Source organism: Bacillus sp. JZ105, assembly GCF_053903125.1.
Genome location: NZ_CP096387.1, coordinates 3195963 through 3212972 on the forward strand (window position 1 = coordinate 3195963; position 17010 = coordinate 3212972).

At 40.7% G+C, this 17010-nt stretch carries 12 protein-coding genes; 4 read left to right on the forward strand and 8 right to left on the reverse strand.

What is annotated here, in order from left to right; genetic code table 11:
• Positions 1-30: 30 nt before the first annotated feature.
• From M1D81_RS16545 to M1D81_RS16565, 5 genes are all read right to left on the reverse strand, one after another.
• Positions 31-3885 carry a metallophosphoesterase gene (locus tag M1D81_RS16545; RefSeq protein ID WP_456266315.1) on the reverse strand — a complete coding sequence of 1285 codons (3855 nt, stop codon included), beginning with the start codon at positions 3883-3885 and terminating at the stop codon, positions 31-33.
• Between the two features lie 94 nt (positions 3886-3979).
• Positions 3980-4366 carry a phage holin family protein gene (locus M1D81_RS16550; protein WP_456266314.1) on the reverse strand — a complete coding sequence of 129 codons (387 nt, stop codon included), beginning with the start codon at positions 4364-4366 and terminating at the stop codon, positions 3980-3982.
• Positions 4367-4561, reverse strand: coding sequence for a PspC domain-containing protein (locus M1D81_RS16555; RefSeq protein WP_456266313.1), 195 nt, complete (start codon positions 4559-4561; stop codon positions 4367-4369).
• 6 nt (positions 4562-4567) lie between these two features.
• On the reverse strand, positions 4568-5659 hold the full coding sequence (locus tag M1D81_RS16560; protein ID WP_024423579.1) for a DUF4097 family beta strand repeat-containing protein: 1092 nt from the start codon (positions 5657-5659) through the stop codon (positions 4568-4570).
• A gap of 11 nt (positions 5660-5670) precedes the next feature.
• Positions 5671-6006, reverse strand: a complete 336-nt coding sequence (locus tag M1D81_RS16565) for a hypothetical protein (RefSeq protein WP_024427655.1) — start codon at positions 6004-6006, stop codon at positions 5671-5673.
• A gap of 197 nt (positions 6007-6203) precedes the next feature.
• On the opposite strand from M1D81_RS16565, the gene M1D81_RS16570 reads away from it, so the two are divergent.
• On the forward strand, positions 6204-6434 hold the full coding sequence (locus M1D81_RS16570; RefSeq protein WP_456266312.1) for a hypothetical protein: 231 nt from the start codon (positions 6204-6206) through the stop codon (positions 6432-6434).
• Between the two features lie 230 nt (positions 6435-6664).
• Here the strand turns inward: M1D81_RS16570 and uvrA are convergent, their stop codons facing one another.
• The 3 genes from uvrA to M1D81_RS16585 all read right to left on the reverse strand — a co-directional run bounded on the left by uvrA (position 6665) and on the right by M1D81_RS16585 (position 12042).
• Positions 6665-9541, reverse strand: coding sequence for an excinuclease ABC subunit UvrA (uvrA, locus tag M1D81_RS16575; RefSeq protein WP_034623782.1), 2877 nt, complete (start codon positions 9539-9541; stop codon positions 6665-6667).
• Between the two features lie 7 nt (positions 9542-9548).
• Complete coding sequence (gene uvrB, locus M1D81_RS16580; RefSeq protein WP_456266311.1) at positions 9549-11534, reverse strand: excinuclease ABC subunit UvrB; 1986 nt, start codon at positions 11532-11534, stop codon at positions 9549-9551.
• Positions 11535-11796: 262 nt separating this feature from the next.
• Positions 11797-12042 carry a CsbA family protein gene (locus M1D81_RS16585; protein WP_034281059.1) on the reverse strand — a complete coding sequence of 82 codons (246 nt, stop codon included), beginning with the start codon at positions 12040-12042 and terminating at the stop codon, positions 11797-11799.
• A 281-nt stretch (positions 12043-12323) separates the two neighbouring features.
• Here M1D81_RS16585 and M1D81_RS16590 point away from each other — a divergent pair, with 281 nt between their 5' ends.
• From M1D81_RS16590 to M1D81_RS16600, 3 genes are all read left to right on the forward strand, one after another.
• On the forward strand, positions 12324-14855 hold the full coding sequence (locus M1D81_RS16590) for a PEP/pyruvate-binding domain-containing protein (RefSeq protein WP_456266310.1): 2532 nt from the start codon (positions 12324-12326) through the stop codon (positions 14853-14855).
• A 90-nt stretch (positions 14856-14945) separates the two neighbouring features.
• On the forward strand, positions 14946-15518 hold the full coding sequence (locus tag M1D81_RS16595; RefSeq protein ID WP_456266309.1) for a TetR/AcrR family transcriptional regulator: 573 nt from the start codon (positions 14946-14948) through the stop codon (positions 15516-15518).
• Positions 15519-15558: 40 nt separating this feature from the next.
• A complete protein-coding gene (locus M1D81_RS16600) occupies positions 15559-16893 on the forward strand; it encodes an MFS transporter (RefSeq protein ID WP_456266308.1) in 1335 nt (444 codons plus the stop codon).
• Positions 16894-17010: the final 117 nt, after the last annotated feature.

A 17010-nucleotide genomic window follows, 5' to 3' on the forward strand; every position in this document is an offset into this window, starting at 1 on the left:
ACAGTGCCCCTGACACGGAGCACTGTTTTTTTATTTCCTAAGAAATTTTGTTTCGCCATCATCTTTTGTATGAATTTTCCATATTGGTGAAATGGCTTTTCCTTGAAAACGATCTTTTGCTACAGTGTACCAATAATAATCTTCATTTGGCTTTAAGCCCTTCCACTCAAAGCTCGCTTTTTTGCCGCTTTTTATACCGCGCACTTCTCCTAGAAGAACATTCGTATACACATTGAGTTCAAAATAATTGGTTTTGACAGATTTCATTTTCGGTGTCAAATCTACATCGATTGAAAATTCATCCTGATCTCCATACGTTTTAAGATCATAAAAATGCTCTTGATTCAAGTAAGGAGAGTATGTCGTAAAATGAAGTTGATTTTTTTCTTGATCGGCTGTTATAACCCTCATAAACCCTTGACCACCTTCAGGTCCTGACTGGTAATCGGCGAGGATCTGATATACTTTCCTGTCTACTTTTCCATCATGATCATCATCAAGCTCATCTACTTTCCTGCTTGCTCCATGGTAATGGCCGCTAAATACGGCCACAATATTAGGATGGCGTTTCACCACTTGGTGGAAGATGAGGTCGCCAATCGGGCTCCGGTTGCCGCTCACTAACAAATACTCATGGAAATTTAAAATGACGATACGATCTGGATGTTCAGAAATGACACGGTTTAACCAATCAATTTCATCTTGCTTAATCCCCCAGCCCATGTACACCATCATATAATCATTACCGCCGGCAGAGATGAGATCATAATGACCTTTATTGTTTCGATAGGATTCACCATAGTAAGGTTTATCAGCAAAGCGTTTTTCCCCGAAATATTTCCCATATTCCGCATATAAACCGTCCTTGTGTCTAACATCATGATTTCCTGCTAAAACCCCATAGGGAATGTGATTCTGATCCAATACACGCATAAATGTATCAGCACGGTGCCATTGCTTATCCTTTGAATCATCCACAATATCGCCTGTATGGAACACATATTGAATGTTTAATTTTTCCCTTTGATCTCTGATCCATTCGACCATTTGTTTAAAGATATGAGGATAGCTCTTTGCATAATATTGAGTGTCAGACATCCATATCATCTTATACGGCTTTTGCGATTTGCTGATTTCATCCTGTATTAGCAAATCAAACGTTTGATTTTTCATGTACTGTCTGACTGACAGCAGCCCTTTCAGGTAAAATTCCTTTTGATCCTTGGCAAAGTGATGAGTGATTTTATCCCACTTTTCCTGCTGGTGATTCCATGCGTACATTGTCACCTTTCTCCCTGACAATGAACTCCCTTTCCATACCGCTTCGACGACATCCTTTTCACGTACATCATGATGAACCTTAATTTGAAAACGATGATAAGGAAAACGCTGTAAATCCTTCGTTTCAACTGCCTTCCCATCAACAAATGCAATGCGGTTCCTTTCTTGATCAGAAAAAATCATTTCTCCTTTTTGGAGATAACTCTTAGGCGGTTCTGTCTCTGCTGCATACTTAAAAATCTTCATTGAAGGATGCAGCGATGTATATTGATAGGCACGATAAAAAGAGTAATCTAACTTATCATTCGTTGGATCCTTGGTTAGCACAGTTTGTTTTGATGATTTCGTTTTCGTCTTATCTGCCACCCGCTCTGGTGTTTCAGGATGCTCATGTACCGTCTTGAACTCTTTTTTTAACGTCGACATGTTCCCAGCTGCGTCTTTTGCTTTGATCGTAAACGTGTGCTTCCCAGGCTTTAATTCACTAGAGGACGTCTGATATGGCAAAGAAACTGGCTTGCCATCTACATATGCCTTCAACTCCTCTATGTCACTCCAGCGATCCGTTACTTTTGCTTTTAAGGTAAAGGCGCCTTTATATTGATCTTTTGTTTGGACGTTGGTCTTAATTCTCGGCCCAGTGTTATCAACTTTCACACGTACTGAAGCGTGTTCGTCTGAGGTTTTGGCTTCAATCAGGTGCGGCCCTTCTTTCAGCCTTTTTGTGTCCCACTTTATATAGGTTGAAACATACGCCTCTTTTGGAATCTCAAATTGAAACGTTCTCACCTTTTTTGCGTTCCCGCTGTCTCCCATTCTCCATTCTTTTTGCGGCTTCGCATTGATTGGCGGAATTTGTGTTCCATTTGATAAGATCATCCTGACGTTTTTCAATTCAAAATCATCATGATTCTCTCCAGGCAGCCGGTCCACCGGAGAAGACTTTGTGCCAGCGTGGATAGAGATCGTTTGGAGACCTGCCTTTTTTATCTCTTCTTCGGGTATTGGCATTGTATAGGTACGGTATACTTTTGTCGAATCATCAAAAATAGAAAGTAAACGCTTACCAATAGACACACCATTTTTAAAATATAAATTTGTTCCTTTGACATCAAATGCGATATATGGATCTGCTTCAAGGGCAGAGGATACTTGCTGATTCCGTTTTCCATCTATTCGCAATTCGATGTTTTTTTTCTGATCAGACGTTGCCTTTAATGAAAATAAACCTGATACCGTATCTCCCTCTTCTACATTGAACCGGAGACCGTGGGCTTTGCTGACCTGCTCCACATCAATCGTTTTTTTCAACGTCTTGGTTTCATTTTCGCCGTCTGACGCTTCAAGCTGATATTCCAATTGTTCTTTCCCAATCAACTCAGGTGAATAAATAATATGATGAAATAACCGGTCATTATGGTCTTTTTGCAGCAGGATTTCCTTAAACGGATCTTTTCGATTCGTCCGATAGCGCAGCTTGACGGTTTTTACAGCCTGATCATCTTGGACATCTGCTTTAATCTCTACACTTTCAGTTGGTTTCACCGGTTTCCTTACCGTCATATCTTCAATTACAGGTTTATGGATATCTTGAGAAATTTCCTTTTTCTCAGATGGAATTTGTGCTTTTAGCACTTTGCCTGGAGTGGGTTCTTCCTCAATTTTCGAAATCAGCTTCGTCTGCGTTGTACCATCCATTGGATACTTAAACAGCAAGGATTTATGCTCGCTAAACCATGATGGCTTCAAACGAAATGCGGCAGAAGACATTTCTTCACCTATATTTGTTGTGATCGAAACAAGACGAGATTTAGAGTTGGACAGCCCTTTGCTCTCAATAATGGATAGATGCTCGCCCTCTTTTAATTGGCTTTTGTACATGGCATTAAAGTCCGCTGCCGTTAAATGCTCCTGCCCTTTTTTTCTCAGCCAAAATACATAAGGTTTTCCAGGTGAAATGGTGACTGGATTAGTGTGAAAGGAATATACATCATCCATTTCGATGCCCTGTGCAGGATTGCGGTAGCGGAGCTGATAATGTTTAAGAGAGATAGGCGCATGTGTCGTGTTATACACTTCGATAAACTCAAAAGCATCTTTGCCTTTTCGGTTTTTTGAATTGACGACCATTTCTGTGATGAATAAGTCCGGAATATGTGAAAGATCTTCTTCAAATCCATTTAAATGAACCGACTTCTCTGCCGTTTTGATTACTGATTTTTGCGTAAGGAACTCTGTATAGTAACGAACGGTTGGATTCCATAATTGATCTGGCGGAATTTTCGCTGTAAATTCTGGCTTCATCCCTGGCAGCCGTTCCATTGGAATCAAGCGGTACCCCAGTTCATCACTTTGTTTATAATACAAGTTCGCAGACAAAATCTGTTCTTGGTCACTAATGGACGCACGAAACTGTAGATCATGGCTTTTTCCTAGAACCGGTCGGACGTCCACATGAAATTGGTCAAAGATAAAAGGCGAAAAAGGCTTGTCCGGTACATTCACTTCTGTTTGAAGAAAAGGTCCTGCTGAAGCAGGCTGACTGAAACAAAAAAGAATGATAAAAAAACATAAAAGCATGATTTGTCTGCTTACGTTCACCATCTTGCACCGCCTCCCTTCGGATATTGTGTCTCGTGAAGGTCGTTTTTATGTCAGATGGAACGGAGAAACGATGCAAATTTGCACAAAAAAACCGTTAGCTTTTTTTCGCTAACGGCTCTACAATTCCTTTTTGTATCAACAGATGGAAAATGGATAAAATGACAGCCATCCAAATGGCCGTTCCGAATCCATCAATGTTAAAGCTATCTCCCATAAAGCTCGATGTCATCATGAGTGTAACCGCATTGATGACAAATAAGAACAAGCCTAGTGAGAGAACGGTCACTGGAAGCGTTAAAATGATCAAAAACGGCTTCACTAAAATATTGAGCAAGGACAAAACGATACTTGCCACAATGGCTGCGCCAAAACCTTCAATATACACGCTCCCGAGCCCAGGCAGAATGCCCGAATCAAAATATCCAGCAATGACGATTAAAAGTAATGCATTTACTAAAATACTGACGATCCATCTAAGCATTTATTTAGTGCCTTCTTCCGGAACAACAAAATACCAGATGAAGTAGATCAGGAAGATCGGCATAAATGCTGTCAAAAATCCGAGGATGACGGTTAAAATGCGAAGCAGGGATGCATCCACATTTAGATATTCCGCAAGTCCACCAACAACACCCGCTATTTTTTTATCTGTTGCTGAACGATAAAGCTTCTTCATGTAGAATCACTCCTTGTCTGATTGGTGCTTTACTTGTATTGAGCCTGTTTTTGTTTCTGCAAAAATGGATATACTGTGCACCGCTTGTTGATTGGCTTTGATCATTTTCTCTTTTTGTAATGTTTCATTTTTTTCTTTAATCATCTCTGCATCAAGTAAATCGTGAGAGATAGACCCGAGATTGCTTTTCAGCTCAGCGGTCACTGCACATGCACGCGGAATCTGAACGTCCACACTGCCTGTTGTCGTTTTCGCATAGATGGAACGGCACTTTTCATCTGACAGCTGAACAGCAATATTTCCATTAAAGCTTTGAGCATCAATTGATTCACTTTTCCCGCGCAGGTCTATGAGCCCATTGATCGTTTCTACTTCAATCATACCACACTCGTGATCTGCCAGTTTGATTTGTCCATTTGCTGTTTCTATTCCGACTTTTTCTGCTTGTAACGAAGCAAAAGAGACAACACCATTTGTCGTTTTTGCGGCAAGTTCTTTTGTCTTTAGCTTTTCCCCGCGAATCGGCCCATTAAACAGCTTGACCTTGATCTTATCATATTGGATACGCGGTACGTATAATGTAACATTGACTTTCATCGTCTTCTTTTCGGTTCGAATAAAAAATTTATCTCCTTCAAGCCCGCAGTCCAATTGATTGAGAAATTGCTGTCTAGCCTGCTCTCCATCCTCTGCACGGTAAATTTTTGCATGACACTCTGCTCGAATATCTCGATCGTCCCAAGGCATCACATTGAGGCTGCCGTTCGCCAATTGAATATCTAAATGGGAAAGCGATGCGTCCTTGAACTGAAAAATGTGCTCAACATCAACGGACTGTCCAAAGTTCAAATCAAGATCCACGTCTTTTACCTTTTTCACCGCAGAGTCTAACCAGCCAAACAGCTTCGCTCCAAGATTTTCGGTGCCGTTTCCTTTGCTCTCTGCTCCAGCTTTTTCTTCATGAAAGGTGTGATCAGCCGTAGACTTTTCTAATGAAACTGACTGACCTTCTTCTAGTTTTTCCAGCAGCGTAATTGCTTCTTTTGCTGATAATACTCCGTCTTCTACTAATTTTAAAATTCGTTCTTTTTCATTCATACAAAGCCCTCCTAAGATTTGATGGATTGAAGTACTTTAATACCTTGAATGATATTCCAAATGACAGAGATCAAAAAGCCAATGACTACTAAAAAGGACAAGATGAACACCGTCATGACTGGAATGAGCGAGTCACCTGCCTGTGTCGTCAATAAAAATGGGATAGACCCAAAAATCAACAGAATGCACGCTGCGACCGGCAAAAGATGTGACCATAATGCCCGCAATGCGTGCCGCTTCGTTTCCTTTTGATCTACTACAAAAAACGCCACGATCGGTACGATAAACGGCATAAATAATACACTAAAATAACAAATAGAAGCAATAATCGACTGATCTCTATTCATATATATTCGCTCCTTCATAACGAAAATCCCTTTCTAACTCATACGTTTATTGCGTATAAAAAGTTTCAAAATCATTCGATTTACATATGACCTTAGACACAAATTATTTCTTTTTGCACCTAAGAGTAGATTCTTCACAGATTACCCTTTAAAATATGTTGAAAAGATGGTGATTATCATTATAGGGGGTAATTATTTTGACAGATCATCATAAATCAAATCACACGGCTCAAACGCTTTTAGACCTTATACAGAAACAGAAAAGCATGAACAGCGATATGATCAAGGAGCTTGAGACCATTCATCCGTCTCATCCAAAGTATGGTGATATCCGTTATTTAAAGGTACTGCTCGACAGCAGCAGCACCCATATTTTAAAGGATTTAACGCACCTCAGTAATTTAATGCCGAAGGAAGATGTGCAGTAAAAGAAAAACCCCTCTTATCAAGGGGTTTCAGATTGTTGACAAAGGGCTAAAATCAAGATCATTTTAGCCCTTTGTCTTCTTTTCAGCGTGATAGAAAACCTTTGCAGCCCTAGGAAGGACGAGCACTGGCGCGGAGCGAATTTGACATTCGTGAGCACCAGCGCGCAGGACTGACAAAGAATGCGAGGGTTTGTCTACACGCTGAAACCCCTCTTATCGAGGGGTTTTCTTTATGAAGAAGTCACACTTTCCGTTTCTTTAACCAATTGTTTCATGCGTTTACGGTCACGCTCTAAAATAGGCTTCAAGTATTGACCTGTGTAAGATGCTTCTTCTTTTGCAATGTGCTCAGGAGTGCCAGAGGCAATGATCGTGCCGCCGCCTGCACCGCCTTCTGGTCCGAGATCAACGAGATAATCAGCAGCCTTGATAATATCAAGGTTGTGCTCAATGACCAACACCGTATCTCCGTTTTCAACCAAACGCTGAAGCACCTTTAATAAACGGGCAATATCATCCACATGCAGTCCTGTTGTCGGTTCGTCCAAAATATAAAGAGACCTTCCGTTTGAACGGCGGTGAAGCTCAGATGCCAATTTCACGCGCTGCGCCTCTCCTCCGGACAATGTCGTTGCAGGCTGTCCAAGTGTAATGTATCCTAGCCCAACATCATAAATCGTTTGAAGCTTCCGCTTAATTTTCGGGATATTCTCGAAAAATTGGAGTGCGTCCTCCACAGTCATTTCAAGCACATCAGCAATGTTTTTCCCTTTATATGTGACCTCGAGTGTTTCGCGGTTATAACGTTTCCCGTGACATACTTCACAAGGCACATACACATCTGGCAAAAAGTGCATTTCAATTTTAATGATGCCATCTCCGCGGCACGCCTCACAGCGGCCGCCTTTGACGTTAAAGCTGAATCTGCCTTTTTTATAGCCTCGCACCTTTGCTTCGTTGGTCTGTGCAAACACATCCCGCACATCATCAAAGACACCTGTATACGTGGCAGGGTTGGATCTTGGTGTACGGCCAATTGGAGATTGATCAATATCAATGACCTTATCCAAATGATCCATTCCTTTGATTTCTTTGTGCTGCCCTGGCTTCGCCTTCGCTCTGTGCAATTTTTGTGAAAGTGATTTTAATAGAATTTCATTCACAAGCGTACTTTTTCCTGAGCCGGATACTCCGGTCACAGCTGTAAAGACGCCCAGAGGGAACTTCGCATTCACGTTTTTCAAGTTGTTTTCTTTTGCACCTTTTATCTCAATATAGCGGCCGTCAGGCTTTCTTCTCTCAATTGGCAGCGGAATAAATTTCTCACCTGATAAATATTGGCCTGTTAAGGATTTCGGGTCCTTCATGACTTCTTCTGGCGTTCCAGCTGAAATCACTTCTCCTCCATGAACTCCTGCTCCAGGTCCAATATCTATTAAATAATCAGCGGCTAGCATGGTATCTTCATCATGCTCCACGACAATCAGTGTGTTCCCGATGTCACGCATATTTTTCAACGTCCCGATCAACCGGTCATTATCGCGCTGATGCAGACCAATGGATGGTTCATCTAATATATAAAGAACACCTGTCAGCCTTGAGCCGATTTGAGTTGCCAGGCGAATCCGCTGCGCCTCTCCACCTGATAGTGTGCCAGCGGACCGGCTCAAATTCAGATAATCTAAGCCCACATTATTTAAGAAGGACAAACGCTCTTTGATTTCACGTAAAATGAGCTGGGCAATCTGCAAATCTTTCTCAGACAACTCAATTTTTTCATAGAAATCAAGGGCATCAGAGACAGACAAATCGGTAATTTCTCCGATATGCTTGCCATTGATGAGAACCGCCAGCGTTTCTTTTTTCAGACGATATCCTTTACATGTCGGGCATGGCTGATTGGCCATATATTTTTCCATTTGTTCACGAATATAATCAGAGCTGGTTTCCTTATAACGCCGTTCAATATTACGAAGAACGCCTTCAAACTCAATTTCATTTTCACGTACCTGACCAAAATCATTTTCATATTTAAAATAAATCCGTTCAGATCCGCTTCCATATAAAATTTTATCAAATAAATGCGATGGGATATCTTTCACTGGAATGTCCATGTCAATGCCATAATGTGTACAAACAGCCTCAAGAAGCTGCGGATAGTATTGCGAGCTTTGCGGCTCCCATGGTGCAATGGCATGCTGCCGTAAAGTCAGATCTTTATTAGGAATGACAAGTTCAGGGTCGACTTCCAGTTTTGAACCGAGCCCATCACAGCTCGGGCAGGCACCAAAAGGACTATTAAATGAAAACATTCTCGGCTCAAGTTCACCAATAGAGAACCCGCAGTGCGGACAAGCATGATGTTCGCTGAATAACAGCTCTTCTTGTCCAATCACATCAATCATCACCCGGCCTTCGCCAAGCCGCAGCGCCGTTTCAAGGGAGTCAGACAGCCGAGCAGCAACGCCTTCCTTCACGACAATTCGATCAATGACTACTTCAATGGAATGCTTCTTGTTCTTTTCAAGCTCGATATCTTCTGAAAGATCCTCCATCTCTCCATCGACTCTCACTCGTACATAGCCCTGCTTCCGAATTTGATCAAGCACTTTCACATGTGTTCCTTTGCGGCCGGATACAACTGGCGCAAGCACTTGTAATTTCGTTCTTTCAGGATACTCTAAAATACGATCTGTCATCTGCTCAATCGTTTGTGACGTAATTTCAATTCCATGTATAGGACAAATAGGTTTTCCGACTCGAGCATACAAGAGACGCAAGTAATCATAAATTTCAGTGACAGTACCAACTGTTGATCTAGGGTTTCGGCTCGTCGTTTTCTGGTCAATACTAATCGCCGGAGAAAGACCTTCGATGGCATCTACATCCGGTTTATCCATCTGCCCAAGAAATTGGCGTGCATACGCTGAAAGAGATTCAACGTATCTGCGCTGACCTTCTGCATAAATGGTATCAAAGGCAAGCGACGACTTTCCTGAACCAGATAATCCCGTAATGACCACTAGCTGGTCACGCGGGATATTGACATCAATATTTTTAAGGTTGTGGGCTCTAGCACCTTTCACCTCTATTCGTTCCATAGCCATCAGGCAATCATCCTTCCGCTTTTAGCTCTAGCAATAAATCTCTTAATTCTGCTGCTTTTTCAAAATCAAGCGCTTTTGCTGCATCTTTCATTTCCATCTCGACTTTTTCGATCACTTTTTCTCGTTCTTTTTTGCTCATTTTCGACAGCTTTGGTGCTGCTTTTGTTTCGTATTCTTCTGAATCCTCATGTATCTTTGTTGCCTTAATGACATCTCGAATTTTCTTATGGATCGTTTGCGGGGTAATCCCGAATTTCTCGTTATATGCTTCTTGCTGTTCTCGTCTTCGCTTCGTTTCTTGAATCGCAATGTCCATCGATTTCGTCATATTGTCTGCATACATAATGACCCGGCCTTCTGCATTTCTCGCTGCACGGCCAATCGTCTGGATGAGGGATCTTTCAGAGCGCAAAAAGCCTTCTTTATCCGCATCTAAAATGGCCACGAGCGACACTTCTGGAATATCCAGTCCTTCACGTAGAAGGTTGATTCCAACAAGCACATCATATTTACCGAGACGCAGATCACGGATAATCTCAATCCGCTCAAGGGTCTTAATTTCTGAATGCAGGTAATTCACCTTGATTCCGATTTCTTTTAAGTAATCTGTGAGATCCTCAGACATTTTCTTCGTCAGTGTGGTCACGAGCACACGTTCATTTTTCTCAATTCGTGCATGAATTTCTCCGATTAAGTCATCAATTTGTCCTTCAATCGGACGGACTTCAATGATTGGATCAAGTAATCCTGTTGGACGAATAATTTGTTCCACAACCTCTGGTGTTTTCTCAAGCTCGTATGGACCAGGCGTTGCTGATACATGCACAATATGATGGATATGCTTTTCAAACTCATCAAAGGTGAGCGGTCTGTTATCAAGTGCTGATGGCAGGCGGAATCCGTGATCAACCAACACTTGCTTTCTCGCTTGGTCCCCGTTGTACATGGCGCGGATTTGCGGAATCGTCACATGCGACTCATCGACAACAATCATAAAATCATCTGGGAAATAATCAAGCAGTGTGTACGGTGTTGAACCAGGAGGACGCAAGGTCAGATGTCTTGAATAATTCTCAATTCCTGAACAAAAGCCCATCTCTCTCATCATCTCAAGGTCATATCTTGTCCGCTGTTCAAGGCGCTGCGCTTCAAGCAATTTTCCATTTTCACGAAGCTTTTCAAGCTGTTCTTCTAGCTCTTGTTCAATATTGATAATGGCTTTTTCCATTTTTTCTTCTCTTGTGACGAAGTGAGATGCTGGGAAAATCGCCACATGATCACGATCACCAAGTATTTCTCCAGTCAGCGCATCCACTTCACGAATACGTTCAATTTCATCACCGAAAAACTCCACTCTGATACAATGCTCATCTCGTGAAGCAGGAAAAATCTCAACGACATCTCCTCGGACTCGGAAAGTTCCGCGCTGAAAATCTATATCATTACGAGAATACTGAATATCCACCAGCTTACGAAGGAGCTGATTGCGTTCAATCTCCATTTCAGTACGCAAAGACAGCACAAGCTCTCTATATTCCTCTGGCGAACCTAAGCCATAAATACAGGACACACTGGCAATGATGATGACATCTCTTCTTTCAAATAACGAGGACGTAGCCGAGTGTCTCAGCTTATCAATCTCATCATTGATGCTGGCATCCTTCTCAATAAATGTATCGGTCTGAGGCACATATGCCTCTGGCTGATAATAATCATAGTAACTTACAAAATACTCAACAGCGTTATTCGGAAAAAATTCCTTGAATTCGCTGTATAACTGACCGGCAAGTGTCTTATTATGTGCAATGACAAGTGTCGGTTTGTTCACTTCTTTGATCAGGTTGGAGACAGTAAAGGTCTTTCCCGTACCTGTAGCACCTAACAGCGTTTGATGCTGTTTCCCCTGATGGATCCCCTCAACAAGCTTTTCAATCGCCTTTGGCTGATCTCCTTGGGGCTGATAGTTAGAAACTAATTCAAAGCGGTCACTCACATCAAAGCCTCCGTTTCGTTTACGAAATCTATCTAATGAATATATTATCATAAAAGAACACAAAAATACGAACTAAAGTTCGGCTCTTACTTGATTTTTATTTCCAATACAGTCATACCCTCTCTCCCATGCCAAATAACCCTCTTAAGAGAACCTTCCTTTCAGTATGGAACATTTTGGAGTGAGATATTCGATGAGCAGAAAAAGAAAGCTGTGCTTACTAGAAATCGTAAGCACAGCTCTTGTTTTGATGGTGGTGACATCATTGGTTTTTTTCAGCCTTTTCTCTTTTTTCGATTTCTTTCTTAGCCATAAACAAAGCCCCAGCAACTAAAGAAATAATATCTAATCCTACAATAAAGTAGGTTTCTGTATAGCCCTTCATGTACGAAGCAAATAAAAGCGCTGCTGTTAACGCAATGCCCACGTAATGATTATAAGTAACCTTTGAAAATAAAATAACGAGCAAGAAAGGAAAAACTAGTGCAAATATGGCTTTTGTAATCACAAAAACCCTCCCTCTTCATGGTCTACTTCCTTGATTATAGTAAAGATTGGCATATTGAACAATTCACAGTTTTCAATTTCGCCTTTTTTCTCCATGTTCGGAGACTTTTGTTTTAGAAATAGAAGGAAATTAGTGAGATTGTCCCCTTTGTAAAGATAGGTCTTTCCGTCTTTGACAATAACATCCAATTAATCCTATGATTAAAATGATAGTGCGCACTATCATTTTGAAAAATAGAGAGACATACAAACCATTGGCTATTTGGATAAGGGGGCATTCCCATGTATTCAGTTTTATTTCATGCGGCTGAAGAATCCGCATCACTCGCAGGGGCAAAAGGCCTGAATTTAATCAAATTAAACAATCACGGCCTGCCAGTCCCAGATGGATTTATTATCAAAACCAACAGCTTTGAAAGCTTTCTTTCATATCACAATCTGCAGCCAGCAGAACAAAACCTTTCTCAAAAAATCAAAGAAGCATCGTTTCCTTTACAAATGGAAGCAGAGCTGCTTTCGTCCTTTCAATCCTTGCGGAAGACTTACCCCTCAGTTGCAGTCAGATCCTCTTCTGTTGCTGAAGATCTCGAAGGCGCCTCATTTGCAGGACAGTACGAGACTTATTTAAATATCAAAACAAATGAAGAGTTTTTACAGGCAGTCAAAGAATGCTGGTCTTCTTATTTTGCAGCGAGAGTCACAGAATATAAGGAAGAGATGAATGAAAATGAGGAAGAGATGCCGCTCATGGCCGTTGTCGTTCAAGGATTGATCTATTCTGACGTCTCCGGTGTCATCTTTAGTGAGAATCCCGTATCGGGAAAAACAAATGAAATGATGCTGACCGCAAGCTACGGATTGGGAGAAGCAATTGTCTCCGGTCTTGTGACACCAGACACGTTTATTGTAGATAAAGAGAACTTTTCGATTGAAAAAACACTTGGGGCGAAAGAGCTGCAAATTGTTCCTTTCCAAGAAGGTGTCATCGAGGAGCCTGTCTCGAAGAAAATGGCTGGTCATTTTTGCCTAAACGATGATCAATTGAAAGAAATCACACAAATCACGAAACAAGTAGAAGAACTTTACGGACATGGAGTCGATATCGAATTTGGAATTGCAGATGGGTCGTTTTATTTACTTCAAGCAAGGCCGATTACTACAGCTATTCCAAAAGCAGTAAATGAAACAGCAGGGGCTTCTTTTCAAATGAAGCCAGAAGAGCTGCAGGATTTCTGGATTTCAATGGATGATCATATGCCTGGTCCAACGAGCCCTCTTTTCTCAAGCCTGATCATACCAGCCTTAAAAAGCGGGATGAAGAAAAATGGAGAAAAGTATCAAGTACCTGATATGAACATCAAAGATATTAAACTTTACAGAGGCCACCTATACTCCGCACCGGATCTGCCAGAAGCGCAAGAAGGAGCTGCACCCATTTTTGATGAAAGCATATTTGAGTTATTTCCGCATTTAAGTGAACGGATGTATGAGATTCTAGAGAAAAATTTCTTTCCATTTTACGAAAAACTCGATCGCCAAATGAAGGAACCTATGACCATTGAAAAAGCCATCATTGGTTTTGAAGAATTAAAAGATTTTTATATCCAAGCATATGATGATCATTTTGATATCGTCATACCACAAGTCATTCTATCAGCCATCATTGAAGACATGCTTGTAACGTATACTGGTGATCAAACCCAAGTCGTCTTGCTGCACGAAATGATGATAGGCGTGATGAACAAATCTCTTGAAACAGACAAGGTGCTATCTGATATCGCAAAGGATGTCCTTCAAGATCCAGAACTTCATCAAGCATTTATTCAACATGAAAAGAACTCGGAGCTGTTACATGCACTCAATCACTCAGAAAAAGGAAGGCATTTCATGTCGAAATTGGAGGATTTTCTCCAAGTTTACGGCTGGCGATCTGTTAAAAGTCATGACCTTACAGATGAGACTTGGGCAGAAAACCCGGAGTTTATATTAGATATCATCAGAAATAACATCCATTGCCATTGTGATTTTGATGAGGAATTTGCAAAAGCAGTGATCAAAAGACAAGAGACAAATAAACGTTTTAAGAGTCAAGTGAAGGATGAATCGTTTAAAACAAAATTTGAGACGCTGTATCAATTTGCCCTTCGAGCAGCGAATATCCGAGATGACCACCACTTCTATATTGATGCCATGTTAGATGCAAAGACCCGGGTATATTTATTAAAAATAGGTGAACTTCTTGTACAAAAAGGATCCATTCCTCATCAAGAAGATCTTTGGTATCTCTACGATGAAGAGGTACAAAAAGCGCTCACAACGTCTATCTCATTTGATTCAGTTATCCAGCAAAGAAAGATAGAAATGAAGGAAAATGAAGACATTCAACCACCGGCTTACATTGGTACACCAACTGAAGCAGAATTGCAGCAAGTAGAAAGAATGCTTGGTTCATTAAGAGAAAATGAAAACAACACACACGATGTGATCCATGGAATTGGCGCATCCAGCGGTATTGTTTCTGGAAGAGTAAAAGTCATTACATGTGCCGACGAATTCTCACAATTTCAAAAGGATGATATTTTAGTTTGTAAAACGACCACACCTTTATGGACGAGCTTATTTAGAGATGCGAAAGCAGTCATCACCGATGCTGGAGGCATTTTATCTCATTCAGCTATTATCGCAAGAGAGTATATGATGCCAGCTGTCTTAGGTACTAGAATAGCAACTGAAACACTTCAATCCGGTGACCTTGTGACAGTAGATGGCAGCAATGGACGCATTCAGATATTAAAACAGCATTCGCGTGCATAAACTTATCATTTTGGATGATATTGGCGGTCATAGGTTTTATCGGTATACTTACTTTGTTGCAAACACATTCATAACCTGAGGTGAGTATGCTTGTTAAAATCTACAAATCAACGAATCATTCGCGCAACAATGGATTTATTAACTGAAAAGGGCTATCAAAAAACAACAACCAAAGAAATAGCAACAAAAGCGAATGTGAGTGAAGCAACTATTTTTCGCAATTTTAAAAACAAACGCGGCGTCATTGCTGCCATTATGAAAATGAAATCAACACCGACAAAAACCCTAGAAGCAGAATTCAAAGGCGATTTATACACCGATTTGAAGTTTCTCGGTACCTATTTCCTTGAAGATTTGACTTCCAAAAAAGAATTTATTTATATCAGCATGCGAGAACCGGCTATGTTTAAGGATTTAACCAGTCATGAAAAGATTTATCCTCAAGAATTGAGAGAAATGCTCTTACAATATTTCAAAAAGATGAGTGCCAAGCATCATGTATTAAAAGGAAATGAAGACATTTATGCAGACATTTTCATTAGTACGTATTTCGGATTTTTCATTCAGCAGCTAGAGCAAGATTTTCAACTCGTTTTCACACAAAAAGAAGATTTTATTGAAATATGCACACACATTTTCATGAGAGGAATTTCTCCCGCTTAAAGGGTGGAATTCTTCTTTTTTACAAAAGGTGGTATACACATTGAGGTTAAAAAAAGAGAGTTTCGTCATCTATTCATTGTTGCTTGGAGCTATACTAGTTCCAGTCAATTCAACGATGATCGCTGTCGCTCTATCATCCATATCAACTTATTATGATCAATCCCTTGCAAACATCACTTGGGTTGTCACAATTTATCTTATTGTCATGGCAGTCACTCAGCCTATCGCTGGAAAGTTAGGAGATATATACGGACACAGGCGAATGTATTTAATTGGGGTCACGCTCTTTTTAATTGGCTCAATTGGATGTGCTTTAGCTCCTAATCTAGCTTTTCTCATCACTTTTCGTTCCATTCAAGCAGCTGGAGGTGCTATTTTAACACCGAATAGCATTGCATTGATTCGTGCAACAGTATCCCCCGAAAAACTGTCTAAAACAATGGGTTATTTTGGGTTTGGAGCCGGTATTGGTGCCGCACTTGGACCTTTTATTGGTTCGATTCTTATTCAGAGTTTTGATTGGCACTCTATATTCTTTGTCAATATCCCATTCTTGTTCCTTACACTTGTTACCGGCGTATTACTCATTCAAAAAACAAAGCATACACGCTTACAAGCAAATGTAGACATCATTGGTTCACTATACTTAACCATCGGGATTGCCACACTCATTCTATGCACTAAAAGCCAATTGCTAAATGAATACTTGATCTATGGAATTCTAGCGTTAATCGTCATTCCTTTATTCTTTAAACATGTACGAAAAGTAAAAAATCCGATCATCGATTTGTCGCTTTTTAAAAACAGTTCATTTACAAATGCAAACCTGTCGATCATGCTAAGTAATTTTGTGATGTATGCCATTCTTCTAATTATGCCGCTGTTTATGGAACAACAACTTGCACTTTCTCATACACAAAGCGGTATTATTCTATCAGTATTTTCTCTTTGCATGTCTATTAGCGGCTTGTTAGGGGCAAGACTCCATCCGAAAAAAGGCGCGAAAAAAATGATTGGCTTTTCATTTCTCTGTCTCACTTTATCAGGCATCATGTTAATTACACTCAGTCAGTTCCCTACCTTACCACTGCTTATCGTGACACTTGTCGCATGTGGAATTTCATCAGGGATTGGGATGACCAGTATGCAGATGGCTTCGTTAACGTCTGTTGATCAAAGCTTATCTGGTTCAGCATCTGGTATTTTCTCTACCTTTCGATATTTTGGCAGTATCATTTCGTCTACATTGATTGGGACCATGAGTGGTTTTCAATCTTTATTTATTGTATTACTGGGTGCAGGCATTCTTGGCTTCTTTTTATCTCAACGTGTAAGAACCAAATCAACCTCCCCATCAACCGAACATTCCGCCTAATGACTCCCTTGCTCTATGTTTTTTTAGAGCGGGGGGGTTTTCGTTTTCATCATTTGTATCACTGTAAGCTATAGGAGGTCATCCATCAAATCCCGAAAATCATCTTTTAAAGAAGAA

What these genes read in the sequence shown, in the direction of transcription:
- M1D81_RS16555 (WP_456266313.1), bottom strand. Translation starts at nt 4,561, where the DNA reads ATGAAGAAGCTTTATCGTTCAGCAACAGATAAAAAAATAGCGGGTGTT.
- M1D81_RS16565 (WP_024427655.1), bottom strand. Translation starts at nt 6,006, where the DNA reads ATGAATAGAGATCAGTCGATTATTGCTTCTATTTGTTATTTTAGTGTA.
- M1D81_RS16590 (WP_456266310.1), top strand. Translation starts at nt 12,324, where the DNA reads ATGTATTCAGTTTTATTTCATGCGGCTGAAGAATCCGCATCACTCGCA.
- M1D81_RS16545 (WP_456266315.1), bottom strand. Translation starts at nt 3,885, where the DNA reads ATGGTGAACGTAAGCAGACAAATCATGCTTTTATGTTTTTTTATCATT.
- M1D81_RS16550 (WP_456266314.1), bottom strand. Translation starts at nt 4,366, where the DNA reads ATGCTTAGATGGATCGTCAGTATTTTAGTAAATGCATTACTTTTAATC.
- uvrA (WP_034623782.1), bottom strand. Translation starts at nt 9,541, where the DNA reads ATGGCTATGGAACGAATAGAGGTGAAAGGTGCTAGAGCCCACAACCTT.
- M1D81_RS16560 (WP_024423579.1), bottom strand. Translation starts at nt 5,659, where the DNA reads ATGAATGAAAAAGAACGAATTTTAAAATTAGTAGAAGACGGAGTATTA.